Raw genomic sequence first — 23,802 nt, forward strand, 5'->3', positions numbered from 1 at the left:
AATGTAATAGTTATACAATGAGGTGATTGTTAGTAGAGTTAAAAAAAAGAAATGTAAATAGAATATTTGACGGAAAATATATAAAAATGTTGCTATAAGATATACGATGATTTATAAAACTTACAATTATTTAATTTAGGGAGGAATCATTATGTCTCAAAAAAATAAGCTTTCTCATGAAGCTTATGGTGGAATAAACGGGGAAAATTACAGTCCTTATGTTTCAGTTAAGGATGCGTTACCAGAATTAACTATAGCATCTATATTAGTTGGATGTTTCTTTGCTGCAGTATTTGCAGCAGCCAATGTATATTTAGCATTAAAGGTAGGTATGACTATTGCAGCTATAATCCCTACTTCGATACTTGGAACAGCTCTACTATATTTATTTGGACGAAAAAGTATTTTGGAATCTAATATGGTAGCAGGAATAGCTGGTATAGGAGAATCTCTAGCAGGTGGTATTGTATTCACATTACCTGCCATTGTAATATGGAATGGAGATATTTCTCTTTTACAAATAGTTACAATAACAATTTTAGGTGGAATTTTAGGTATTTTGTTTGTTATTCCTTTAAGAAAATATCTTATGGTTGAAGAACATGGAAAGTTAGCCTTTCCAGAAAGCATGGCTGCATCTGAAGTTCTTGTTAATTCAACTGTAGGTGGGACTGGCCTTAAAAGTGTTATAACTGGTTTAGCTGGTGGTGGGATATATAAATTTTTGTCAGGTGGACTATTATTATGGTCTGAAAGCCCAACATGGATGATTAATATATCACAAAACGGTAAATCTATATTTCAAAGTATGGTTGGTGTTGATGCTTTAGCTTCTCTCCTAGGAGTAGGTTTTATAGTTGGAACAGAAGCTGCACTTTATATGTTTGCAGGTGGTGCAATAGCTTATTTCGGACTTATACCATTAATTAAATTCTTTGGTTCTGGAGCTGCGGCAGCAGTTTTCCCAGCAACTGTTCCAATTGCAGAAATGACTGCTAGCGCTATTAGAGGTGAGTATATAAGATATATTGGTGCTGGAGCTGTTGCAGCAGGAGGATTTATAAGCCTTGGAAAATCAATTCCTATAATATTTAGATCCATGAAAGCTGCTTTCTCAGGTATGAAATCTTCAGGAGAAAATGTAAAAAGAACTGACAAAGACTTGCCAATGACTTGGGTAATTGGCGGAGCAGCATTAGTATTTTTATTATCTTGGTTGTTACCGATTACAGGAATTCATCCGGTAGGAGCTTTATTAGCAGTATTATTTTCATTTTTATTTTCTGTTGTATCTGCAAGAATATGCGGAATTATTGGAGCATCTAACAATCCAGTATCTGGTATGACAATAGCAACTTTATTGTTTATAACTGGAATTTTAAAAGCTATAGGAGTTGTTGGTAATAGAGGTATGATAATGGCTTTACTTGCTGGAGCTATAGCTTGTGTTGCAACTGCTGTTGCAGGGGGAACTTCTCAAGCTTTAAAAACTACATTTATATTAGGAGGAACTCCTAAAAATATTGAACTTGGTTTAATTGTTGGATTAATAGTTTCAGCAGTTGCAGGAGGTGCTGCAATGTTGTTATTAATCAATATTTATGGTATTGGAGGGGAAACTGGTCTTCAAGCACCACAAGCAACTCTTATGTCAATGGTTGTTCAAGGTGTTATGGATGCACAATTACCATGGACTTTAGTTTTAGTAGGAGCTGCAATAGGTATTGCAATTGAAATATTAGGACTACCTGTATTACCAGTTGCATTAGGAATATACTTACCGATAAATTTAAGTATTGGAATTTTAGCTGGTGGTATAGTTAGAGTTATAGTAGATAAGAAATTTAAACATGATGAAGAAGTAAAGAAAGAAAAAGTTGAAAAAGGTATATTAATATCTTCAGGTCTAGTTGCAGGGGATGCTTTAATTGGTATTTTAGTAGCAGCATTAACAGGCTTTGGACTTAATGAAGTTGTTGGTATAGGACCTAAGTTCTTACCTGCATTAGCTGAAAGTAAAGAGTTTGCATTAGTTATGTTTTTAATTCTAATTTATTTAATATATAGATATATTATAAGTAATAAGAAAAAGGAAAGTAAAGCTAATTAAATTATTGGAGAATAATAATGTTTAATAATAAAAGTAAAAAACAAGAAAACTTCTTACTTTATATACCAGTAAAAAACCATAAAACTTTTGAAGAAAAAAACAATAGAGTATATTTAATATTTCATCATGATAAATTAGCAGAAAGAATAGCTAGAAAGCTATTTAAAAAGCCAGCTATTACCGATATAGAATTAGATGAATTAGGAAGCGAAGTCTGGAGATTAATTGATGGAAATAAAAATATTCTTCAAATAATTGAAAAAATGAAAGAAAAATTTGGACAAAAGTGTGAACCTATTAATGAAAGATTAATTTTATTTATTCGCTATTTGAATAAAAGAAACTGGATAAATTTTAAGAAAAGCATATAATTTAAAAAAGCTAGAGTTAAATACTTCTAGCTTTTTTAAATTATATTTCCATTGCTACCATGGTCTAAAAGTAATAGGCATAAAGAAATTCATAATAGACAAGTATTTATTATAGGCTTTTACATTATAAAAATGAGTCATGCTTAAATGATTAAATAGAGTAGAATAAGAATTAACTGCAACTGATAAAATGATAAGGCATTCATTATGGATGGAGGCTATAGGCGTTTAAATTAAAGGATTAATGAAGGTTTTATAAATTATTTTATAACAATAGCATTAACAATTAAATATAATATACTATCATTAATTATAAGGAGTTTTATTATGGAAAGTCCCTAAGTTAACACCTTTGATAGTTTTTATATTTTGTTCTGCTATAAATGAAAATTTAAACTATATTGATTATTTGTATAATAGATATAGGAAGGGGTTAGAAAACATAAATAACAATGAAAAAATTATTAAAGTAAATAAAAATATAAAAGAAGTTTTAAAAGATTTATTTAAATAAATCTAAAAAGTCTTAAGGATAATAGATACCTTAAGACTTTTTCTATTATCTCAATAGAAAACAAGAAAAAACAGACAAAATTAATATCTATAAAATGTGCAAAGTAACAATTATATAAAAATAGCAATTTTGTTATACTTTTTGATGTTATTATACAAGAAATAACTAGTAATTTAATTTATAATATGATTGTAGGTAGAAAAATTAAATATTATATATGAATTCAATTTTGTTATTTTACTTTAAATAAGAATATTAACTAAAAAATACAGTTAGATTTAATTATGTAAACTATTAATTGAAACATATATACTATAGAAAATATAATTATTTAGAATAGAGGGTGATATAATGTTGGGTAAACTACTAGATTATGAAGTGAATAATAAAGAAATTATATTAAAGTATGAAAAAAATGAAGCTATTATAACAATTATTAATGATGGAGTTGTTAATTTTTTTGTTCCATTTTATAGAAAAGAAAGAAATTCTAAGGCCGTTGAAAATTTAAATTTAGAAAGTTCTAGCTTTTCAGTAGAAAAAATTAAAGATACTTTAAATATAGTAACAGAAAAATTAAAAATTGTTGTTAACGATGATTTTAAGATAGATATTTATGATAAAAATGAAAAGGTTTTATGTAGGGATTACAGAGGTGAAAGAAGTCCATTTAAAAGAAGAGGAAATAATCTTGAACTTGCAGCTGAAGAAGGACATAGTTTAAATGGACATCAAGATCTTAAGGTTTATGTAGCAAAGACAATGGAAGATGATATGTATTTCTACGGCTTAGGAGAAAGAACAGGATCTTTAAATAAGAAAGGGTATCATTATAAAAATTGGAATACTGATGATCCAAGTCCTCATGGAGAAACGTTTGAGCAATTATATAAATCAATACCATTCCTAATATCAATAAAAGATAAGGATGCATTTGGAATATTCTTTGACAATCATTTTGAAAGTCACTTTGATATGGGAAAAGAAAATTTAGAATACTATTATTTTGGCGCTGTAGAAGGTAACTTAGATTATTACTTCATGTATGGACCAGAAGTGAGAAACGTAGTAAATGAATATACAAAACTTACAGGAAAGACTCCGCTTCCACAATTATGGACATTAGGATATCAACAATGTAGATGGTCATATGCTCCAAAAGAAAGAGCATTAGAAATAGCAAAAGCTTTTAGAGATAAAGGCATTCCTTGTGATACTATTTATTTAGATATAGATTATATGGATGGCTTTAGGGTATTTACTTGGGACAATAAAAAATTTGAAAATCCAAAGGAATTTACGAATGAACTTAAGAATATGGGATTCAAAGTTGTTACAATTATAGATCCTGGTGTAAAAATAGATAAAAAGTATAATATATATGATGAAGGAATGAAAAATGACTATTTTGCAAAAGACAAAGATGGAATAGTATATAAAAATAAAGTTTGGCCAGGCGATTCAGTTTATCCAAACTTTATGAGTACAGATGTTAGAAAATGGTGGGCAAAAAATCAAAAAATTATGATGGATCTAGGTGTTTCAGGAATATGGAATGATATGAATGAACCAGCTAGTTTTAATGGACCATTACCAGAAGATGTTGTTTTTAATGAAGATGGATTAGAAGTTACTCATAAAGAAATACATAATATATATGGACACATGATGAGTAAAGCTACTTATGAAGGAATAAAAGAAACTACAAATAAGAGACCTTTTGTAGTTACAAGAGCATGTTATGCTGGTACTCAAAAATACTCAACTATTTGGACTGGAGATAATCAAAGTACATGGGAACATTTAAGAATGTCTATTCCTATGTTAATGAATTTAGGTTTAAGTGGAATGAGTTTTTGTGGAACAGATGTTGGTGGCTTTGGACATGATTGTACTGGTGAGTTATTAAGTAGATGGGTACAAATAGGAGCATTTACACCATTATTTAGAAATCATTCAGCAATGGGAACTAGAGATCAAGAACCATGGGCATTTGATAAAGAAACAGAGGCAATTAATAAGAAGTATATAAATCTTCGTTATAAGTTGCTTCCTTATCTATATGATTTAATGTGGAAGTGTGAAGATACTGGGGAACCAATTATTAGACCTCTTCTATTTGAATATCAAAGTGATAAAAATACTTATGAAGTAAATGACGAATTCCTTTGTGGAGATAGTATTTTAGTATCCCCAGTAGTTGAACAAGGTATGAGACAAAAACTTGTCTACTTACCAAAAGGAAGTACATGGATAGATTTTTGGACTGGTGAAAATTATAATGGAGGGCAGTATATAATAAAAGAATCTCCTTTGAATATTTGCCCTATATTTATAAAAGTAAATTCAATTATTCCAATGAGTATAGAACAAAATTATGTTGGTGAAAAAGAAAGTAATAAGTTAATTTTAAATATATATTTAAATGAGGATAAAAATGAGTTTAAATATATTAATTATAATGATGATGGGGAAAGTTTTGACTATAGAAATGGAATATATAATGAGTATGAAATAATTGTATCTAACAATGAAAGCATAGATATAAAATTTATAATAAAGAAGAATAATTATGTTAATAAGTATTCTAAAGTTAAGTTTATAATTAATAGTTTAAAATTAAATAAGAAAGTAACATTAAATGGTAAAGAAGTTAGTTTAAATAATAATTTTGTAGAAATGAATATATAAGAACTAAATGCTAGTAGACTTAGAAATATCTACTAGCATTTATTTAAGTATTTTTTTATTTATATATGATAGATATTCTATTATTTAACGAACTCAACTACATCTTCAAAAGCTCTTCTAGTTTTTGCTGTAGGATTTTCGTTTCTATATCCTAATGCTAACATACATGAAATGTTAAAGTGATTTGAATCCATAAGATTTCTACCATTTAATATTTTAGTAACAGCTTCAGCATCATATCCACCTATAGTACAAGAGTCAACTCCAATTAAAGCTGAAGTAGTTAACATTGTACCAAGTGCAATATATGCTTGTTCTCTAGAATAATGGTTTATTTCTTTTTCATTATTTTTAAATCTATTATCATTTACATCTTTTATCATCTTTAACATTATATCTGCAACTTCTTTTGGTAAATGTTTATCTTCATTAAATAACTTAGTTAAATATTCAGAATCTGCTTTCAAATCATTTGCAGTTCTATTTAAAAGTATTACTAAATGGCTACAAGAAGGAATTTGCTTTTTTCCACCTAAAGCAACAGTAGCTAATTCGTTTTTAAGTTCTTCATTAGATATAACTAAGAATTTCCAAGGTTCAATACCAATTGAACTTGGAGATAATCTACCACTTTCAAGAATTAAATTTAAGTCCTCATCCTTAATTTTTTTGTTTTTATCAAATTCTTTACAAGCAAATCTATTATTTAAAGCATTTAAAATTTCAGTATTGTTCATATTAAACTCTCCTTTATAAATTAATTGTTATAAACTTTACAATTTAAATCATAATATATAAACTAGTATAGTGAATAAGATATATGAAAACAAGTAGGCAAATTTTCTTTAGTTAGTTACAAAAAAGTAAGTAATGGAGGATAAATATGAGTAATTATATTGGGAAAAAGGAAATAAATGAAGAAGTTGTTAAATATGCTTTAGATATATTATCAGGCAAGTGGAAGCTAAAAATAATGATAGAAATTTGGAAAAATGAAAGCATACGTTTTAACCAGTTAGAAAAAAATATAGATGGTATATCTAGTTTAATGCTAACAAGGTGCCTTCGTGAGCTTGGTGAATATAAAATAGTAGAAAGAAAGCAATTTAACGAAATACCTCCACATGTAGAATACTCTTTAACAGATATTGGAAAATCTATTTGTCCAATAATACATTCATTAGAAGAGTGGGGAAATAAGGTTAATAGTGAAAGTAATAAAAAATAATGTATATCCATCGATGATATACATTATTTTTATTTTATACAATTTTTTAAAAACTATACTTTATTAGAGTTTTACTATATATACTATCTAATAAAATATATTAAAATATTTTTTATTATGGATACAGTTGACTTTTAAAATAAAAAGAGATAATATAAATACAAAAATATTAATTGTATAAAATTAAATTTTAAGCAATATGAAATAAATGGAGGAATAATAAATGAATTTTTACGATTTTAATGCTAAAGATATTGATGGAAAAGAAATAAACATGAGTGAATATAAAGGCAAAGTAGTTTTAGTAGTTAATACTGCAAGTAAATGTGGCTTTACTCCTCAATATGCAGATTTAGAAAAATTACACAAAGAATTTAATGAAAAAGGATTAGAAATCTTAGGATTCCCTTGTAATCAATTCTTAGAACAAGAACCTGGAAATAATAAAGAAGTTAAAAGTTTTTGTGAAATAAACTATGGGGTAACCTTTAAATTATTTGAAAAGATAGATGTAAGAGGACTTTCTGCACATCCAATATTTAAATTTTTATGTGAAAAAGAGTCTTTTAAAGGGTTTGATTTAACTAAACCTAATGGAAAATTATTAAATAGTATATTAAATGAAAAATTCCCAGAATATTTAATTGATGATTCAATAAAGTGGAATTTTACAAAATTCCTTATAGATACAGAAGGTAATGTTGTAGGAAGATTTGAACCAACAGTAGATCCTCTTGATATGATTGAAGATATAAGAAAATTACTATAATTAAAGGAGATAAATTCATGAGTTTTTATGATTATTCTGCAAAAAATATAGATGGAAAAGAAATAAATATGAGCGATTATAAGGGGAAAATAGTTTTAGTAGTTAACACAGCAAGTAAATGTGGCTTTACCCCTCAATTAAAAGATCTTGAAGAAATTTATAAAGATTATAAAGGTTTAGGAGTAGAAATACTAGGTTTTCCATGTAATCAATTCTTAAATCAAGAACCTGGAGATAATGAAGAAGTTAAAAACTTTTGTCAACTAAATTATGGAGTTACATTTAACATGTTTGAAAAAGTAGATGTGAATGGAAGCAATACTCATCCTATATATAAATATTTAAAAGAACAAGAAAAGGGACTCTTAACAAAAGATATTAAATGGAATTTTACTAAATTTCTAATTGATAAAGAGGGGAATGTTATAAAAAGATATTCACCAACAACATCTCCTTTAAAAATAAAAAATGATATAGAAAAGATATTATAAAATAAAACATCTATATAATAGATATTGACATAAAAGCTTTAAAAATGTAAAATCAATTTAATTTAATAAAATTGAATTTGATATTTATATTGTAGGTGAATAACAATGAATGATTATAATAATCTAAAGTTAGATAATCAAATATGCTTTTCTCTTTATGCTGTATCACGGGAGATAATAAAACTGTATAAACCAATATTAGATGAATTTAATCTTACATATACTCAATATATAGTTATGCTTGTATTGTGGGAAGAAAGAAAAGCAACTGTAAAACATCTTGGTAATAGGCTACATTTAGATTCTGGAACCTTAACACCATTACTAAAAAAGTTGGAAGGAATGGAGCTTATAACTAGATATAGAGATGAAAATGATGATAGGGTTGTAATAGCTGAATTAACTGAAAAAGGTTCTAGTCTTCAAGAAAAAGCAAAAGATATTCCAAGTAAGATGATGTGTAATATTAATATTTCAAAGGAAAAAGCTATTGATTTAAAAAAAAATCTAGATGAATTACTTAAAAGTTTAGAATAATTTTAAATAGAGTATGTTTAGTTTTTAATTAAATATACTCTATTTTTATATATAAACAAATTTATTGCATAAAACTTTATACTAGAGTACTATATTAGGTGTTTATTAAAAAAACGGAGTGATTAATAATGGAAGAAAGATTACAAAAATATATGGCAAGATGCGGTGTAGCATCAAGAAGAAAATGTGAAGAAATCATATTAAGTGGTAAGGTAAAAATAAATGATAAGATTATAAATGAGTTAGGAGTAAAAATTGATCCTTCTAAAGATAAAGTACTTTATAATGGGAAACGAATACTTCCTGAAGAAAATAAACTATACATAATGTTAAATAAGCCTGAAGGGTATATTACTTCTGTAAAAGATGAAAAAGGTAGAAAAACTATATTAGATTTAGTAAAAGTTAATGAAAGAATATATCCTATCGGAAGATTAGATTATGATAGTTCAGGATTAATTTTATTAACTAATGATGGTGATATATATAATAAAATAATACATCCAAGAGTTGAAGTTGAAAAGAAATATATTGCCTTATGCAAAGGTATGTTTTCTGATGATGAAATTAAAAAGTTTGAAAATGGAATTGATATAGGTGGATACATAACCGCTGATGCAAAAATTAGACTAATTGACACGGAAAAAGATAAAAAAACTAATACAATTAATTCTTTAGTTGAAATTATTATTCATGAAGGGAAAAATAGACAAATAAGAAAAATGTGTTCAGCATTAGGTCATGAAGTTATAACACTAAAAAGAATAGCTATTGGAGATATAAAATTAGGTTATTTAAAAAGAGGTGAGTGGAGAAATTTAACTAAAGAAGAATTAAATTATATAAATTCATTATAGGGGGAAATATGTACAGATACGTAGGAAATATTAGTGATTTATCACATTACATAATAAAAGATTTTGTATTAAGTAAAAGAGTAGCTATAGATGCAACATTAGGCAACGGACATGATACAGATTTTTTATCTAGCATATTCGAAAAAGTTTATTCATTTGATATCCAAAAGCAAGCTTGTGATAACTATAAATTAAAAGAAATTGAGAATGTAGAAATTATAAATGATTCTCATCACTTATTAAAAAAATACATTGATGAAAATGTTGATTGCATAATGTATAACTTAGGATTTTTACCAGGAGGAGACAAAGAAATTACTACGTTGCATAATACTTCCTTAGAGAGTATTAAAGAAGGTCTTAATATTTTAAATAATGGTGGAATAATGACTATATGTATATATAGAGGTCATTATGAAGGTAAAATAGAAGAAACTTGCATTTTAGAGTATTTAAAAAATTTACCTAAAAATAAGTTTGGAGTTATGGTTCAATCATACCTAAACAGAGAAAATATCTCGCCTTTACTTGTAGTTATAGAGAAAAAATAAAATTGACAACTTTACAATTTGTTATAAGTTTTTATAATGAATATATAATAAAATGAAATAATTATTGATGAATTATTCAAAAAATGATAATATATAAATATAAATTTATAAGTAAAAGTTGTTAAGTTTAACGAAAAGAAGGGATACAGATGGATAATAATCTTAATGAAAACTCAAAAGATTTGATGCGATTAATACAAGCGAGGTTCCCAAGGTTAAGTAAAGGCCAAAAGTTAATTGCAGAATATATCTTAAAAAATTATGATAAGGCTGCATTTATGACTGCAGCAAAATTAGGGGTCTCTGTTGGGGTTTCAGAGTCAACAGTAGTTAGATTTGCTAATGAATTAGGTTTTTCTGGCTATCCTAAGCTTCAAAAAGCATTACAAGAATTAATAAAGAATAAACTGACAACAGTTCAAAGATTGGAACTTTCTAATGATTATGTTAGTGAGGGATATGCTCTTAAAGGCGTACTTAAAGCAGATATGGAAAATATAAGAGCAACTCTTGAAAAGATAAATTATAACACATTTGAAGAAGTTGTTAATAAGATATTTGAAGCTAAGAGAATATATATTATAGGGCTTAGAAGTTCAACAGCTTTAGCTGAGTTTTTAGGTTTTTACTTAAATATTATTTTGCAAAATGTTAAGACAGTGGGCTATGGAATTTCTGATATATTTGAACAAATGATTAATGTGGAAGAAGGAGACTTGGTAATAGGAATAGGTTTTCCTAGATATGCTTCTAGAACTATAGATGCGCTTGCATTTGCACAAGATAGAGGGGCGGATGTTGTAGCAATTACAGATAGTCTTTTATCTCCATTAGCTTCTAAAGCTGATTATGCATTAATAGCTCAAAGTAATATGGCATCATTTGTTGATTCACTTGTAGCACCTTTATCTGTAATTAATGCATTAATAATCGCTGTAGGTATGAGGGAAAAGCAAAGTATTACAGATACATTTAACAACCTTGAGTTAATTTGGAAGGATTATAATGTATATTCTTATAACAATAGAAATGTTGGAGACGATTAATAATAAAAGTGTTAAGTTATGTTTATTAAACATTTCTTAGCACTTTTTAATTACTTGTTATATTGAATTAAAGATGTTAAGATGATATATTTATTATGACAAAATAATGCATTAGGAGGATTATAATGAAAAAAGTAATAGTTATAGGAGCAGGACCAGCAGGAATGATGGCAGCTATAACAGCATCTAAAAATAATAATGTTATCTTATTAGAAGGTAACGAAAAGTTGGGTAAAAAGTTATTCATTACAGGTAAAGGAAGATGTAATGTTACAAATATTAAGGATATATCAGAATTCTTTGATTATATACCAGGTAATCCTCATTTTTTATATAGTGCATTATATACATATACAAATGAAGATACAATTAATTTTTTTGAATCTCAAGGAATAAAATTAAAGGCAGAACGTGGAGGTCGCGTTTTTCCATTTTCAGATAAATCATCTGATATAATAAAAGGTTTATCAAATGAACTTCTTAAAAATAATGTTGAAGTAAAATTGAATAGTAAAGTCACTGATATAATTTTAAAAGAAGGTAAAATAGTATCTGTAAAAGTAAATGATGAGTATTTTATAAAAGCTGATTATTTTATTATTGCAACAGGTGGCGTTTCTTATCCATTAACAGGTTCTAAAGGAGACGGATTAAGATTTTCAAGAAAGCTAGGCCATAATATAACAGAATTAAAACCATCATTGGTTCCAATAGAGTTAACAAATGGCTGGGTTAAGGAGTTAACAGGATTAACTCTTAAAAATATAGAAATATCAATTTTTGATGAAAATGTAAAAAAACCTTTATATAAAGATCAAGGAGAAATGCTATTTACAAGCTACGGAGTATCAGGACCTCTTGTTCTTAAAGGATCAAGATACATAAAAAATCAAGGTAATTACAATATTAATTTAGATTTAAAGCCTGCTTTATCAAATGAAGAGCTAGATAAGAGGATTCAAAAGGATTTTAAAAAATTTATTAATAAAGATTTTAGAAATTCGCTAGATGAATTACTTCCTAAAAAACTTATACCAATTATTATTGGACTTTCTAAAATACCAGAAAATAAGAAAGTAAATGAAATAACAAAAGAAGAAAGAAGAAATCTTGTGAATTTAATAAAGGAAATCAAATTGAAAATAAAGGGGCTCAGACCCATAGAAGAAGCAATAGTAACATCGGGTGGAGTAGATACTTTGGAAATTGATCCTTCTACTATGAGATCTAAGATAATATCTAATTTATCATTTGCAGGGGAAGTTATAGATGTTGATGCTTTTACTGGAGGATATAATGTTCAAATTGCATTATCAACAGGATTTTTAGCTGGAAGCAATATATAAAATTACTTGTTAAAAATAGATAATAATAATATAATTTATATGAAAATGTTTTTCAAATACGAAAGGTGGAATATTATTTTGAGAATATCAGTTGCTATAGATGGACCAGCAGGAGCTGGAAAAAGTACAATCGCTAAATTAGTTGCCAAAGAATTTAACTTAATGTACATAAATACAGGAGCGATGTATAGAGCTGTAGCTTTAGTTGCAAGAGAAAATAATATAAAAGATACAGATATTGAAGGTTTATGTGATTTAATTGATACACTTGAAATGAAATTTGAAAATGATGATTTGATTTTAAATGGAGTTAATGTTCAAGAACAAATAACAATGCCAGAAATAAGTGCAATAGTATCTAAATATGCGTCTATCCAAGAGGTAAGATCAAGATTAGTTAAATTACAAAGAGATATGTCAAATAAATTTGATGTTATAATGGATGGAAGAGATATTGGTACAGTGGTACTAAAAGATTCTAAATTTAAATTCTTTTTAACTGCAACACCAGAAGCTAGAGCAGAAAGAAGATATAAAGAATTAAAAGATAGAGGTTTAACTGTTGATTACTCAAATATACTTGAAGATATAATAAAAAGAGATTATATAGATAGTAATAGAGAAGTTGATCCTTTAAGAAAAGCAGATGATGCTATTGAAATTGATACAACAGGATTATCAATTTCAGAAGTAACAGAAAAAATATGCGTAAATATAAAAAATAATATTTAATAAAAATATTATAGTCTAAACATTTAAAATTATAATATACTTAAAATATAATATGTAATTAAACTTAGGAGAATTAATATGAGTAAAGTGGTATTAGCTGAAAGTGCTGGATTTTGCTTTGGAGTACAAAGAGCCGTAGAAGAAGCACTTAAAGTAAAAAAACAATATGATAAAAAGATATATACATTAGGGCCATTAATACATAATAATGATGTAGTTAGATATTTAGAAAAAAATGATATATATTCAATTGACTTTAGTGAAATTGACAAGTTAGAAAAGGGAGATGTAATAGTAATTAGATCTCATGGAGTAACAAAACAAGTTGTAAATACTTTAGAAGAAAAAGGTCTAGTAGTAGTAAACGCAACATGTCCATATGTAACTAATATTCATAAGAAGGTTAATAAATATTCAGATTTAGGATATAATATTGTTATATTAGGCGATGACAAGCATCCAGAGGTTATTGGAATAAATGGATGGTGTAATGATAGTGCTATAATAACAAAAGATGGTAGTTTCGAAGAAGAACTTCCTAAAAAGATTTGTGTTGTATCACAAACTACTGAAAAGGAAGAAACATGGAAAAAAACATTAAACAATTTATCTTCTAATTCTAAGGAATTATTAGCATTTAACACAATTTGTTCTGCTACAGAAGTAAGACAAAAAAGTGCTAATGAATTATCTCAAAATGTAGATACTATGATTGTAATTGGAGGAAGAAATAGTTCTAATACGACTAAACTTTATCAAATAGCAAAATCTAATTGTCCAAATACAATTCATGTTGAAAATGCTAAAGAACTTACTAAAGAGTTTATAGAAGAAAATAAGGGTAAAGTTGTTGGGGTTACTGCTGGTGCATCTACTCCTGACTGGATAATAAAAGAAGTAATTGATATTATGGAGGGAAAGATTAATATGGAAGATCAATTAAAGCTAATGGAAGAAATGGATAGAAGATTTAGAATTGGAGACGAAATAAAAGGTGAAATTTTATCCATTGGAAGAGAAGAACTAGTTATTTCTCTTATTGGATATAAATCAGATGGAGTTATTCCATTTAAAGAACTTACTTCTGAAGCAAATTTAGAATCATATCTTTCTTCAGTAAAAGTTGGAGATGAAATAACAGCAAAGGTTATAAAGCTTAAAAATGAAGATGGTAATGTGGTACTTTCAAGATTAGAATATGAAAAGAAAGCTACATTAAGTGAACTTGAGAACTTATTTAATAATAAAGAAGTATTTTCAGTTGTAATAAAAGACGCAAAAGAAAAAGGTGTAATAGGATATTATAATGGTGTTAGAATATTTATACCAGCATCTCAAGTTGATATAAGATTTTCAAACGATAGAAGTAATTTAATAGGCCAAGAATTAGAAGTAAGACTAATAGACTTTTCATTAGAAAATCCTTCAAAGATAGTTGCATCAAGAAGAGTTATATTAGAAGAAGAGAAAAAGGTAAAAGAAGATGCTGCATGGGAAAATATAAATGTTGGTGATGTTGTAAAAGCTGAAATTAAGAGATTTACAAACTTTGGAGCATTTGCAGATATAAATGGAGTAGATGGATTAATACATTTATCTCAAATATCATGGAGTCATGTAAAGTCAGCAGAAAGTGTTCTTAAAAAAGGACAAATAGTTGATGTTAAGATAATAGAAGCAGATAGAGAAAATAATAGACTTTCTCTTAGCATAAAAGCATTAACTCCAGAACCATGGAGCAATATAGAAGAAAAATATCCAGAAGGTTCTGCAGTTCTAGGAAAAGTAGTAAGAATTAGTGATTTTGGTGCTTTTGTTGAATTAGAACCAGGAGTAGATGGATTAGTTCATATTTCTAAAATAACTCATGATAGAATCAATAATCCTGGAGATGTTTTAAAAATTGGAGACGAAGTAAAAGCAATAATTCTTTCAGTAGACGCAGAAAATAAAAAAATAGCATTAAGTATAAAGGATGCTGAATAAGTAATATATATATTAAGACACACATATAATTTTATGTGTGTCTTTTAGATTTTAATATTTATTATCTTGACCAGAATATTATGGAAGAAGTATACTAATTTATATAGAGAATAAAAGGGGTTTACAATAATGTTAGAGAAATTGACATTAAATAATATGGAATCTTTTAAAGGACTTTATTCTAAAAGTATGCAACATGAAAATTATGATAAAGATTTCTTTAAGTGCTATAATAATCAAAATTTCTTAATAAAATTTTTATATAGAAAATTTATGAGAATTATAAAATTGAATAATACTGATATCGGATATATATGGTACGAAACACCAATAGATAAATATATTAGAATTTGGGCATTATATATAGATTCAAATTATATAAATCTAATAAACAAATCTACATTATCTTATTTTGATAATAATACACTTTCTTATGAAGCAATAGATAATATAGAAAACTCAGTTATTTTAGAAAAATTAGGGTTTAAAAAATTTAAATATACTTCATTAATGGAAATGAATATAGAGGACTATAATAATACTGAGAGAATTTATGAAGTCTATAATAAAATGACCAAGAAATTAAACTGGAAGAAGAATATTAATTCTAGCACCTTATTTTCCACAAGAAAATTACTAGTAGGAAAAGATGAGGAGCTAAGGTGTAATATTCAAAATGAAATATTTGGCGAATGGAATAGAAGACCATTAACTGTAGAAGATATATATAACGATATGACACAAGACTATTTTCTAAAAGACTTATGTATATTTGGAATGATTAATAACTCATATATTGGGTATGGTCAAATAATATTTAATAGAGAAATGTTTACAATAGTTAATTTTGGTATAGTTAATGACTTTAGAGGGATTGGTTTAGGAAAATTATTATTGCATGAAATAATCTTATATGCTAAAAAGTCAGGGATTAAAGATTTAGCTATTAGAGTAGATTGTAATAACATAAATGCTATAAATTTATATAAATGGATAGGATTTAAGGAAAAATATAAAATAGTTATTTGGGAAAGAGAATGATATCAATAAATAAAAACTGGATCATTATATAAGCTAATAATCCAGTTTTTATTTTTGTCTTAAAGATTCATAATATACTATTAATAAATTAATTAATAAAATCTTGACATTTTACTCTTAGCTAATAGTGTAGACTCTCCTGTTTTTTCCCATTTTTCAACTTGATTAATAGCTTCTTCAGGCGCTTTTCCCAAACCAACAAGTACACCTGATAAGATAAATTCTTGATATAAATGTTCAGGATTTATACCTTCTTTTGATTCCATTAAAGCACGATCAACTAATGGGGTAATATATTTAACCCAGTCGTCTGGAGTAAATTTAGATGTATCCTGTTGAAGAGAATCCCTACTTTTTGATGACTTATTAGTATTATTTAATGAAAATAAATAGTTATATTTTGAAGCATGTTTTAATTCATCCATAATAATATCAAATAACATATCTTTATATGCTCCAATTGGAAGTGCTCTTCTAATTGCTTTATATTTATCTACAGCTTTTAATTCACCAAACAAAGCTGTTCTTATTCCATCTATAAAAGATGATGGTTTTTTTAAGTTTTCTTCATTCATCGTATTAATTTCATTACCAGTAAAGTCTTTATAAATTTTTCTAAAAAGTTGATTATGCTTACGTTCATCATTTCTAATTGACTCAATTATTTCTTTCTCTTCTTTTGTAGGAGCTAAACTAATTAAAAAGTCATAAAACAACTCATCTTCTCTTTCGCCTTGAACAGCTTTTCTTATTTCATCAAGAGCTAAAGATAATTGCGGATGAGGTTTTTGATTATTTTGTAATTCATCCATAAATATTAATAATCCTCCTACGATTAAATATGTTTTATATATTATATTAATATGAGATAAAATGGATATACTTAATGCTTATTATTTTTAAAATTATTATTAAAAAATAAATTAAAATATAGTGAATAAATATTTAATAATAATAAATATTTAGCTATTTAAAAATAATTAAATATTTATTATAATGTTATTGGGGAAAATATATTTCTAAAAAGGAGAATACTTATGAAAGAAGAAATTAAAGAATTAAAATATTACATAGAGACATGGGGATGCCAAATGAATGAAGAAGATTCGGAAAAGCTATCAGGTATGCTTAAAAGTGTAGGATACACTAAAACTGAATCAATAGAGGAAGCTGGCATAATAATATATAATACTTGCTGCGTAAGAGAAAATGCAGAGAATAAGGTTTTTGGTAATTTAGGAGAATTAAAGCACTTAAAAAAGAAAAATCCAGATTTAATAGTTGCAGTATGTGGTTGTATGATGCAACAAGAAGGAATGGCAGATAAAATACTTCAAAAGTTCCCTCATGTTAACATAATATTCGGGACACATAATGCATATAAATTCCCAGAATATTTAAACAGAGTTAGAACAGAAGGTGTTCAAGTTAAAGAAATATTCAATAAAGAATCTGAAATAGTGGAAGGCCTTCCAATAGATAGAGAAAGTGATGTAAAAGCATTTGTTACTATAATGTATGGTTGTAACAATTTCTGCACTTATTGTGTAGTTCCATATGTTAGAGGAAGAGAAAGAAGTAGAAAATCTGAAGATATAATAAAAGAAATAAAAGATTTAGTATCAAAAGGATATAAAGAAATAACTCTTTTAGGCCAAAATGTTAATTCTTACGGAAAAGGGCTAGAAGAAGACATAGACTTTGCTAAGCTTTTAAGAAAAATTAATGAAGTTGATGGATTAGAAAGAGTTAGATTTATGACATCTCATCCTAAGGATTTAAATAAAGATGTTATTTTAGCAATAAAAGAATGTGATAAGTTATGTGAACAAATTCACTTACCAGTGCAAAGTGGTTCTGATAGAATTCTTAAGAAGATGAATAGACATTATACTAAAGAATACTATTTAGAATTAGTAGATATGATAAAGAGAGAAATACCTGATGTATCATTAACAACTGATATTATCGTTGGTTTCCCAGGAGAAACAGAAGAAGATTTCTTAGATACATTAGATTTAGTTGAAAGAGTTGGATATGATTCAGCGTTTACATTTATATATTCAAGAAGAAATAATACACCTGCTGATATGATGTTAAATCAAGTACCAGATGCTGATAAACATAATAGATTTGATAGACTTATTAAAGTTGTTAATGAAGGTGTTATAAAGAGTAATAAGGTTTATGAAGGGAAAACAGTAGAGGTATTAGTTGAAGGCCCTAGTAAGAATGATGAAACTAAGTTAACTGGAAGAACAAGAAATGGAAAGTTAGTTAACTTCTCAGGTGAAAATGTTAAGGCTGGAGATTTAGTAAATGTTAAGATAGTTAGAGCACAACCATTTTCTCTTATTGGAGAAGTTGAATAATTAGAAATATTAATGTCAAAGAAGTTATGTATTTGCACATAACTTCTTTTTTATTTTATTGAAATAAATTTAAATTTATTTTCATATAATACCAAGAATAATGATTTAGAAAGTGGAGATTATATGAGGGTAAAAAAATCTTTTTTCAATTTAATATTTTGGATTGGACTAGCCATACTATTTAATATATACATATATTTTTCAATGGGAGCTAAACCTGCTATAGAGTTTTTAGGTGGCTATATAATAGAAATGTCTCTTAGCTTAGATAATTTATTTCTATTTTTAATGGTCTTTTCGACTTTTAACATCTCATTAGAGTATCAAGAAAGAGTACTAAAGTATGGAATAATTGGGGCAATGATATTGAGGCTCATTTTTATATTACTTGGTATAGGAATTATAAATAAATTTCATTTTATAGTATATATATTTGGAATAATTTTAATGTTTAGCGGTCTTAAAATGATATTTCATGATGATAATAATATAGATTTTAATAAAAATCCAGTTATTAAGATATTTAAAAAAATTATGCCTGTACATGATAAATTAGCAGGTCATAATTTCTTTATAAGAATAAATAGAAAGCTTTATGCAACTCCTTTATTTATAATTTTAATAATAATAGAAAGTTCAGATGTATTATTTGCTTTAGATTCGATACCAGCTATTTTTTCGATAACTCAAGATCCATTTATAGTTTATACATCTAATATTTTTGCTATAATATGTTTGAGAAGTATGTATTATATACTTAATAGATTAAATAGTATGTTTAAATTTATGAAATATGGGGTAGCTCTTATATTAATGTTTACTGGAATAAAATTGCTAGTTTTATATTTTAATATAGAGATATCTGTATCTATATCAATTTTAATAATATTAATAATTCTATTATGTAGTATTTTATTTTCACTTATTTTTTCTAATGATAATGAAAATAAAAGTTTGAGAATTAGGTAATTAATAAAATTATATAGTATTGAATGATAAAATGTATTGAATTTTTTTACTTTTATTATTATAATAATAAAAAACATATAAGAAAGATAATGATAAGGAAGAGTAGTTTAACTAAGCATTAAAGAGAGCTAAAGAATGGTGAAAGTTTAGTATGATATGTTAAATGAAGCAGCCTTTGAATCTCGTATTGAAAAATAAGAATACAAATTCTTAATTAGGTATTGACGTTGTTCTCACGTTATAGAGAATTGAATATTTTATATATTCAAGTTGAGTGAGTAAATTAAATTTTACTTATTAGGGTGGTACCGCGGAAGCTATATCCTTCGTCCCTTGTTTTAGGGATGGAGGGTTTATTTTTTTATATGGAGGTAGTTAAAATGGATGAAATTTTAGAAGTCTTAGAAAAAAATAGTAGGTACAGTGATGAAGAAATTGCTTTAATGACTGGTAAAACTGTTGAAGAAGTTAGAAAAGTTATAATGGATTATGAAGAAAAAAACATAATTGCAGGATACACAACTCTTATCAATTGGGAAAATACAGGTAAGGAAACAGTAACAGCTTTAATTGAAGTAAAAATTACTCCACAAAGAGGTGTGGGATTTGATAAAGTAGCAGAAAGAATATATAAATTTAAACAAGTTAAGGCTTGTTACTTAATGTCTTCAGGTGGTTTTGATTTAACTGTAATTGTAGAAGGTAAAACAATGAAAGAAGTGGCTTTATTTGTTTCAGAAAAACTTGCAGTTCAAGAATATGTAACAGGTACTGCTACACACTTTGTATTAAAAAAATATAAAGATCATGGAACTATATTCAAAGAAAGAAAAACAGAAGATAGGGAGGCTATTTTTATATGATTTTAGAAAATATGATATTAGATAATGTTAGGAATATGCCTCCCTCAGGCATAAGAAAATATTTTGATTTAATAAATGAAATGGATGATGTTATATCATTAGGAGTAGGTGAACCTGATTTTGTTACTCCTTGGAATGTTATAGAAGCAGGAATTTATTCATTAGAAAAAGGACAAACTCATTACTCATCTAATTCTGGGTTTGTTGAGTTAAGAGAAGAAATATCAAAGTATTTAAATAGAAGATTTAATTTAAAATATAATGCAACAGATGAGATATTAGTAACAGTTGGTGGAAGTGAAGGAATAGATTTAGCATTGAGAGCTCTTGTTGGGCCAGGAGATGAAGTTATAATTCCAGAGCCTAGCTTTGTTGCTTATAAAGGATGTGCAACATTTTGTGGAGCTACTCCTAAAATAATAAACTTAAGGGCAGAAGATGAATTTAAACTTACAGCTAAGCTTTTAGAAGATGCTATTACTCCTAAAACAAAGGTTGTAATAATTCCATTTCCTAATAATCCAACTGGCGCTATTATGACAAAAGAAGAGTTAAAAGAAATTGTTGATGTTTTAAAGGACAAGGATATTATAATTTTATCTGATGAAATTTATGCCGAATTATCTTATGATAAAGATCATTTTTCAATTGCTAGTTTTAGTGAAGTAAGAGATAAAACTTTAGTTATAAATGGATTCTCAAAAGCTTATGCAATGACTGGATGGAGATTAGGATATGTTTGTGGGCATAAAGTATTAATTGAAGCTTTAAAAAAGATACATCAATATGCAATAATGTGTTCTCCAACAACTGCACAATATGCTGCAATTGAAGCTCTAAAAAACGGTGATGATAGTGTAAGAGAAATGGCTAGAGAATATAATAGAAGAAGACGAATCCTTGTTGAAGGATTTAGGAAAATGGGACTGGAATGTTTTGAACCAATGGGAGCTTTATATGTCTTTCCTTGTATTAAGTCAACTGGAATGAGCTCAGATGAATTTTGTGAAAAGCTATTGATGGAAGAAAAGGTTCTTGCTGTACCAGGTAATGCTTTTGGCGAATGTGGAGAAGGTTTTATCAGAGCATGTTACGCCTCTTCAACTGAAGATTTAATAGAAGCAGTGAAAAGAATAAAGAGTTTTGTTCAAAGAATTTCATAACATATTTTACTATAATGTTAAAGAAATTATATAGATAATGAATGATTATTATGAAAAATTAAAAAAATCCAAATAATTTTCATAAAAATAGTTGCAAAATTAAAAAAATAATAATATAATGGTAAAAAATAACTTTGAACAATGGCGTTCAATAGAAGTCTTACAGAAGTCTTTCTATTGTGCGCTTTTTTTTATAAAAGATTTTAAGGGGGAATGCTTTATGGCAAAATATTCTAAAGAGGATATAAAAAAATTAGTAGAAGAAAATGGGGTTAAATTTATAAGATTGCAATTTACTGATATATTTGGGTCTCTTAAAAATGTAGCAATTACTGATAGGCAATTAGAAAAAGCTTTAAATAATGAAATTATGTTTGATGGATCTTCTATATCTGGATTTGTTAGAATAGAAGAATCAGATATGTATTTAAGACCAAACTTAGATAGTTTTGTAATTTTTCCATGGAGACCACAACAAGGTAAAGTTGCAAGATTAATATGCGATGTATATAGACCGGACGGAACACCATTTGAAGGAGACCCAAGAAATATATTAAAGAAGGTTTTAAAAGAAGCTGCTGATTTAGGATATTCTATGAATGTTGGACCTGAGTGTGAATTTTTCTTATTAGATACTGATGAATATGGAAATCCAAAATTAAAAACTCAAGATGATGCAGGATATTTCGATTTGAGTCCTTTAGATTCAGGTGAAAATGTTAGAAGAGATATAAGCTTAGTTTTAGAAGATATGGGATTTGAAATAGAAGCATCCCATCATGAAGTTGCAGCTGGTCAAAATGAAATAGATTTTAAATACGAAGATGCATTAGCAACTGCAGATAATATCATGACATTTAAGTTAGTGGTAAAAACAATTGCTCAAAGGCACGGTGTACATGCTACCTTTATGCCAAAACCTTTCTTTGGAATAAATGGATCAGGAATGCATGTTAATATGTCATTAAATAAAGATGGGAAAAATGCTTTTGTTGATGAAAATGATGAATTAGGATTAAGTAAAACAGCATATAGTTTTATAGCAGGATTAATAAAGAACATTAAAGGTATATCTGCAATAACTAATCCATTAGTAAATTCATATAAAAGATTAGTTCCTGGATATGAAGCTCCTGTTTATATTGCTTGGTCAGCAAAGAATAGAAGTCCTTTAATAAGAGTTCCTGCTTCAAGAGGAAATGGAACTAGAATTGAGCTTAGATGTCCAGATCCAAGTGCCAATCCTTATTTAGTACTAGCTTGCCTTTTAGCTGCTGGACTTGACGGTATAAAGAATAATTTAGTTCCACCTGAAAGAGTAGAGAAAAATATATTCAAAATGACTTTAGAAGAAAGAGACCTAGATGGAATTGATAGCTTACCAGGAAGCTTAGAAGAAGCAATTAAGTATATGGAAGAAAGTGAATTAGTAAAAGAAACTTTGGGTGATCACACATTTAATAATTATATAAAAGCTAAAAAGAATGAATGGGATGATTATAGAAGTAAAGTTCATAAATGGGAGCTAGATAACTATTTGAAACAATATTAAATTTACTTGTAAGGGAGCAATGTAGATGGCAATAGATGTAATAGTAGCTGTAAGTAATGAGGAAATAGGACAAAAGATAAAGACTATTTTAATGGGAAGTAGTTATAATGTTTTAGCATTATGTACTTATGGAAATGAACTTATACGTGCTATAAGGCAACTCTCACCATCTATAGTTATTAGTGGCTATAAATTTAAAGATATGACATTAATTGAAATTTACAATAATATCGGTGAAGAATGTAGTTTTCTTGCAGTAGTAAATGAGCCATATAAATCTTTTGTTCAAGAAGAAACTGATATATTTTGCATATCTAGCCCTATAAACAATTCAATTTTAATAACTTCATTAGATATGATTTATCAAAGTGAACGAAGAGTTAAGAAGTTAAAAGAGAAGGTAAATGTGTTAGAAACAAAAATAAATGAGCGAAAAGTTATAGAAAAAGCAAAAGGTATACTTATGCAACAAAAAGGTATGACTGAAAATGAAGCTTTTAGGTATATTCAAAAAAATAGCATGGACCTAGGACTAAAAATGATCGACTTTTCAAATAAAATTTTATTAGGAAAATAGACAAAATTTTATTTGCTGATTCACAATAATAGGAGC

22 protein-coding genes and 1 other annotated feature are annotated in these 23,802 nt (G+C 27.0%); of the genes, 20 read left to right on the forward strand and 2 right to left on the reverse strand.

The window, feature by feature from the left end; all coding sequences use genetic code 11:
• Positions 1–151: 151 nt before the first annotated feature.
• The 3 genes from I2A75_RS03550 to I2A75_RS03560 all read left to right on the forward strand — a co-directional run bounded on the left by I2A75_RS03550 (position 152) and on the right by I2A75_RS03560 (position 5,686).
• Positions 152–2,110 (forward strand): oligopeptide transporter, OPT family, encoded by a 1,959-nt coding sequence (locus tag I2A75_RS03550; RefSeq protein WP_195263097.1) that lies wholly within the window; start codon positions 152–154, stop codon positions 2,108–2,110.
• Positions 2,111–2,127: 17 nt separating this feature from the next.
• The gene (locus tag I2A75_RS03555) at positions 2,128–2,481 is read left to right on the forward strand and encodes a PqqD family protein (protein WP_195263098.1); all 354 of its coding nucleotides are present in this window, start codon (positions 2,128–2,130) and stop codon (positions 2,479–2,481) included.
• 865 nt (positions 2,482–3,346) lie between these two features.
• A complete protein-coding gene (locus tag I2A75_RS03560) occupies positions 3,347–5,686 on the forward strand; it encodes a glycoside hydrolase family 31 protein (protein ID WP_195263099.1) in 2,340 nt (779 codons plus the stop codon).
• 80 nt (positions 5,687–5,766) lie between these two features.
• On the opposite strand, the gene I2A75_RS03565 is transcribed toward I2A75_RS03560, so the two are convergent.
• Positions 5,767–6,423 carry an NAD(P)H-dependent oxidoreductase gene (locus tag I2A75_RS03565; protein ID WP_195263100.1) on the reverse strand — a complete coding sequence of 219 codons (657 nt, stop codon included), beginning with the start codon at positions 6,421–6,423 and terminating at the stop codon, positions 5,767–5,769.
• Between the two features lie 146 nt (positions 6,424–6,569).
• Here I2A75_RS03565 and I2A75_RS03570 point away from each other — a divergent pair, with 146 nt between their 5' ends.
• The 11 genes from I2A75_RS03570 (at position 6,570) to I2A75_RS03620 (ending at position 16,270) form a co-directional block, all read left to right on the forward strand.
• Positions 6,570–6,914 carry a helix-turn-helix domain-containing protein gene (locus tag I2A75_RS03570; RefSeq protein WP_195263101.1) on the forward strand — a complete coding sequence of 115 codons (345 nt, stop codon included), beginning with the start codon at positions 6,570–6,572 and terminating at the stop codon, positions 6,912–6,914.
• Between the two features lie 223 nt (positions 6,915–7,137).
• Positions 7,138–7,683 (forward strand): glutathione peroxidase, encoded by a 546-nt coding sequence (locus I2A75_RS03575; RefSeq protein ID WP_195263102.1) that lies wholly within the window; start codon positions 7,138–7,140, stop codon positions 7,681–7,683.
• Positions 7,684–7,700: 17 nt separating this feature from the next.
• The gene (locus tag I2A75_RS03580; protein WP_195263103.1) at positions 7,701–8,174 is read left to right on the forward strand and encodes a glutathione peroxidase; all 474 of its coding nucleotides are present in this window, start codon (positions 7,701–7,703) and stop codon (positions 8,172–8,174) included.
• 105 nt (positions 8,175–8,279) lie between these two features.
• A complete protein-coding gene (locus tag I2A75_RS03585) occupies positions 8,280–8,711 on the forward strand; it encodes a MarR family transcriptional regulator (RefSeq protein WP_195263104.1) in 432 nt (143 codons plus the stop codon).
• A 128-nt stretch (positions 8,712–8,839) separates the two neighbouring features.
• Complete coding sequence (locus tag I2A75_RS03590) at positions 8,840–9,568, forward strand: pseudouridine synthase (protein ID WP_195263105.1); 729 nt, start codon at positions 8,840–8,842, stop codon at positions 9,566–9,568.
• 8 nt (positions 9,569–9,576) lie between these two features.
• On the forward strand, positions 9,577–10,119 hold the full coding sequence (locus I2A75_RS03595; protein WP_195263106.1) for a class I SAM-dependent methyltransferase: 543 nt from the start codon (positions 9,577–9,579) through the stop codon (positions 10,117–10,119).
• A 149-nt stretch (positions 10,120–10,268) separates the two neighbouring features.
• Complete coding sequence (locus tag I2A75_RS03600) at positions 10,269–11,165, forward strand: MurR/RpiR family transcriptional regulator (RefSeq protein ID WP_195263107.1); 897 nt, start codon at positions 10,269–10,271, stop codon at positions 11,163–11,165.
• A gap of 125 nt (positions 11,166–11,290) precedes the next feature.
• A complete protein-coding gene (locus I2A75_RS03605; RefSeq protein WP_195263108.1) occupies positions 11,291–12,511 on the forward strand; it encodes an NAD(P)/FAD-dependent oxidoreductase in 1,221 nt (406 codons plus the stop codon).
• 78 nt (positions 12,512–12,589) lie between these two features.
• Positions 12,590–13,243, forward strand: a complete 654-nt coding sequence (cmk, locus tag I2A75_RS03610; RefSeq protein ID WP_195263109.1) for a (d)CMP kinase — start codon at positions 12,590–12,592, stop codon at positions 13,241–13,243.
• 78 nt (positions 13,244–13,321) lie between these two features.
• Positions 13,322–15,229 (forward strand): bifunctional 4-hydroxy-3-methylbut-2-enyl diphosphate reductase/30S ribosomal protein S1, encoded by a 1,908-nt coding sequence (locus tag I2A75_RS03615; RefSeq protein ID WP_195263110.1) that lies wholly within the window; start codon positions 13,322–13,324, stop codon positions 15,227–15,229.
• Positions 15,230–15,358: 129 nt separating this feature from the next.
• On the forward strand, positions 15,359–16,270 hold the full coding sequence (locus I2A75_RS03620) for a GNAT family N-acetyltransferase (RefSeq protein WP_195263111.1): 912 nt from the start codon (positions 15,359–15,361) through the stop codon (positions 16,268–16,270).
• 92 nt (positions 16,271–16,362) lie between these two features.
• On the opposite strand, the gene I2A75_RS03625 is transcribed toward I2A75_RS03620, so the two are convergent.
• The gene (locus I2A75_RS03625) at positions 16,363–17,082 is read right to left on the reverse strand and encodes a ferritin-like domain-containing protein (RefSeq protein ID WP_195263112.1); all 720 of its coding nucleotides are present in this window, start codon (positions 17,080–17,082) and stop codon (positions 16,363–16,365) included.
• A 225-nt stretch (positions 17,083–17,307) separates the two neighbouring features.
• Between I2A75_RS03625 and miaB the strand changes: the two genes are divergently transcribed.
• The 6 genes from miaB to I2A75_RS03655 all read left to right on the forward strand — a co-directional run bounded on the left by miaB (position 17,308) and on the right by I2A75_RS03655 (position 23,766).
• Positions 17,308–18,642 carry a tRNA (N6-isopentenyl adenosine(37)-C2)-methylthiotransferase MiaB gene (gene miaB, locus I2A75_RS03630; protein ID WP_195263113.1) on the forward strand — a complete coding sequence of 445 codons (1,335 nt, stop codon included), beginning with the start codon at positions 17,308–17,310 and terminating at the stop codon, positions 18,640–18,642.
• A gap of 123 nt (positions 18,643–18,765) precedes the next feature.
• A complete protein-coding gene (locus I2A75_RS03635) occupies positions 18,766–19,611 on the forward strand; it encodes a TerC/Alx family metal homeostasis membrane protein (RefSeq protein ID WP_195263114.1) in 846 nt (281 codons plus the stop codon).
• Between the two features lie 80 nt (positions 19,612–19,691).
• Positions 19,692–19,948, forward strand: a binding site (T-box leader).
• A 43-nt stretch (positions 19,949–19,991) separates the two neighbouring features.
• On the forward strand, positions 19,992–20,474 hold the full coding sequence (locus tag I2A75_RS03640; protein ID WP_195263115.1) for an Lrp/AsnC family transcriptional regulator: 483 nt from the start codon (positions 19,992–19,994) through the stop codon (positions 20,472–20,474).
• Positions 20,471–21,637 carry an aminotransferase class I/II-fold pyridoxal phosphate-dependent enzyme gene (locus I2A75_RS03645; RefSeq protein ID WP_195263116.1) on the forward strand — a complete coding sequence of 389 codons (1,167 nt, stop codon included), beginning with the start codon at positions 20,471–20,473 and terminating at the stop codon, positions 21,635–21,637. Before I2A75_RS03640 ends, I2A75_RS03645 begins: the two co-directional genes overlap by 4 nt.
• Positions 21,638–21,857: 220 nt before the next feature.
• A complete protein-coding gene (gene glnA, locus I2A75_RS03650; RefSeq protein ID WP_195263117.1) occupies positions 21,858–23,189 on the forward strand; it encodes a type I glutamate--ammonia ligase in 1,332 nt (443 codons plus the stop codon).
• Between the two features lie 25 nt (positions 23,190–23,214).
• Positions 23,215–23,766: an ANTAR domain-containing protein gene (locus I2A75_RS03655; protein ID WP_195263118.1), complete on the forward strand. Its 552-nt coding sequence runs from the start codon at positions 23,215–23,217 to the stop codon at positions 23,764–23,766.
• The last annotated feature ends 36 nt before the right edge of the window (positions 23,767–23,802 follow it).

Origin of the sequence: Clostridium sp. 1001275B_160808_H3, from assembly GCF_015550425.1 — a bacterium.
In the GTDB taxonomy this organism is placed as follows: domain Bacteria; phylum Bacillota; class Clostridia; order Clostridiales; family Clostridiaceae; genus Clostridium.

Excerpts from the sequence above, each read along its gene's own strand:
- I2A75_RS03550 (WP_195263097.1), top strand. The coding sequence starts at position 152 with ATGTCTCAAAAAAATAAGCTTTCTCATGAAGCTTATGGTGGAATAAAC.
- I2A75_RS03590 (WP_195263105.1), top strand. The coding sequence starts at position 8,840 with ATGGAAGAAAGATTACAAAAATATATGGCAAGATGCGGTGTAGCATCA.
- I2A75_RS03605 (WP_195263108.1), top strand. The coding sequence starts at position 11,291 with ATGAAAAAAGTAATAGTTATAGGAGCAGGACCAGCAGGAATGATGGCA.
- I2A75_RS03620 (WP_195263111.1), top strand. The coding sequence starts at position 15,359 with ATGTTAGAGAAATTGACATTAAATAATATGGAATCTTTTAAAGGACTT.
- I2A75_RS03560 (WP_195263099.1), top strand. The coding sequence starts at position 3,347 with ATGTTGGGTAAACTACTAGATTATGAAGTGAATAATAAAGAAATTATA.
- I2A75_RS03580 (WP_195263103.1), top strand. The coding sequence starts at position 7,701 with ATGAGTTTTTATGATTATTCTGCAAAAAATATAGATGGAAAAGAAATA.
- glnA (WP_195263117.1), top strand. The coding sequence starts at position 21,858 with ATGGCAAAATATTCTAAAGAGGATATAAAAAAATTAGTAGAAGAAAAT.
- I2A75_RS03570 (WP_195263101.1), top strand. The coding sequence starts at position 6,570 with ATGAGTAATTATATTGGGAAAAAGGAAATAAATGAAGAAGTTGTTAAA.
- I2A75_RS03555 (WP_195263098.1), top strand. The coding sequence starts at position 2,128 with ATGTTTAATAATAAAAGTAAAAAACAAGAAAACTTCTTACTTTATATA.
- miaB (WP_195263113.1), top strand. The coding sequence starts at position 17,308 with ATGAAAGAAGAAATTAAAGAATTAAAATATTACATAGAGACATGGGGA.
- I2A75_RS03585 (WP_195263104.1), top strand. The coding sequence starts at position 8,280 with ATGAATGATTATAATAATCTAAAGTTAGATAATCAAATATGCTTTTCT.
- I2A75_RS03640 (WP_195263115.1), top strand. The coding sequence starts at position 19,992 with ATGGATGAAATTTTAGAAGTCTTAGAAAAAAATAGTAGGTACAGTGAT.
- I2A75_RS03615 (WP_195263110.1), top strand. The coding sequence starts at position 13,322 with ATGAGTAAAGTGGTATTAGCTGAAAGTGCTGGATTTTGCTTTGGAGTA.
- I2A75_RS03645 (WP_195263116.1), top strand. The coding sequence starts at position 20,471 with ATGATTTTAGAAAATATGATATTAGATAATGTTAGGAATATGCCTCCC.
- I2A75_RS03595 (WP_195263106.1), top strand. The coding sequence starts at position 9,577 with ATGTACAGATACGTAGGAAATATTAGTGATTTATCACATTACATAATA.
- I2A75_RS03655 (WP_195263118.1), top strand. The coding sequence starts at position 23,215 with ATGGCAATAGATGTAATAGTAGCTGTAAGTAATGAGGAAATAGGACAA.
- I2A75_RS03575 (WP_195263102.1), top strand. The coding sequence starts at position 7,138 with ATGAATTTTTACGATTTTAATGCTAAAGATATTGATGGAAAAGAAATA.
- I2A75_RS03600 (WP_195263107.1), top strand. The coding sequence starts at position 10,269 with ATGGATAATAATCTTAATGAAAACTCAAAAGATTTGATGCGATTAATA.
- I2A75_RS03565 (WP_195263100.1), bottom strand. The coding sequence starts at position 6,423 with ATGAACAATACTGAAATTTTAAATGCTTTAAATAATAGATTTGCTTGT.
- I2A75_RS03635 (WP_195263114.1), top strand. The coding sequence starts at position 18,766 with ATGAGGGTAAAAAAATCTTTTTTCAATTTAATATTTTGGATTGGACTA.
- I2A75_RS03625 (WP_195263112.1), bottom strand. The coding sequence starts at position 17,082 with ATGGATGAATTACAAAATAATCAAAAACCTCATCCGCAATTATCTTTA.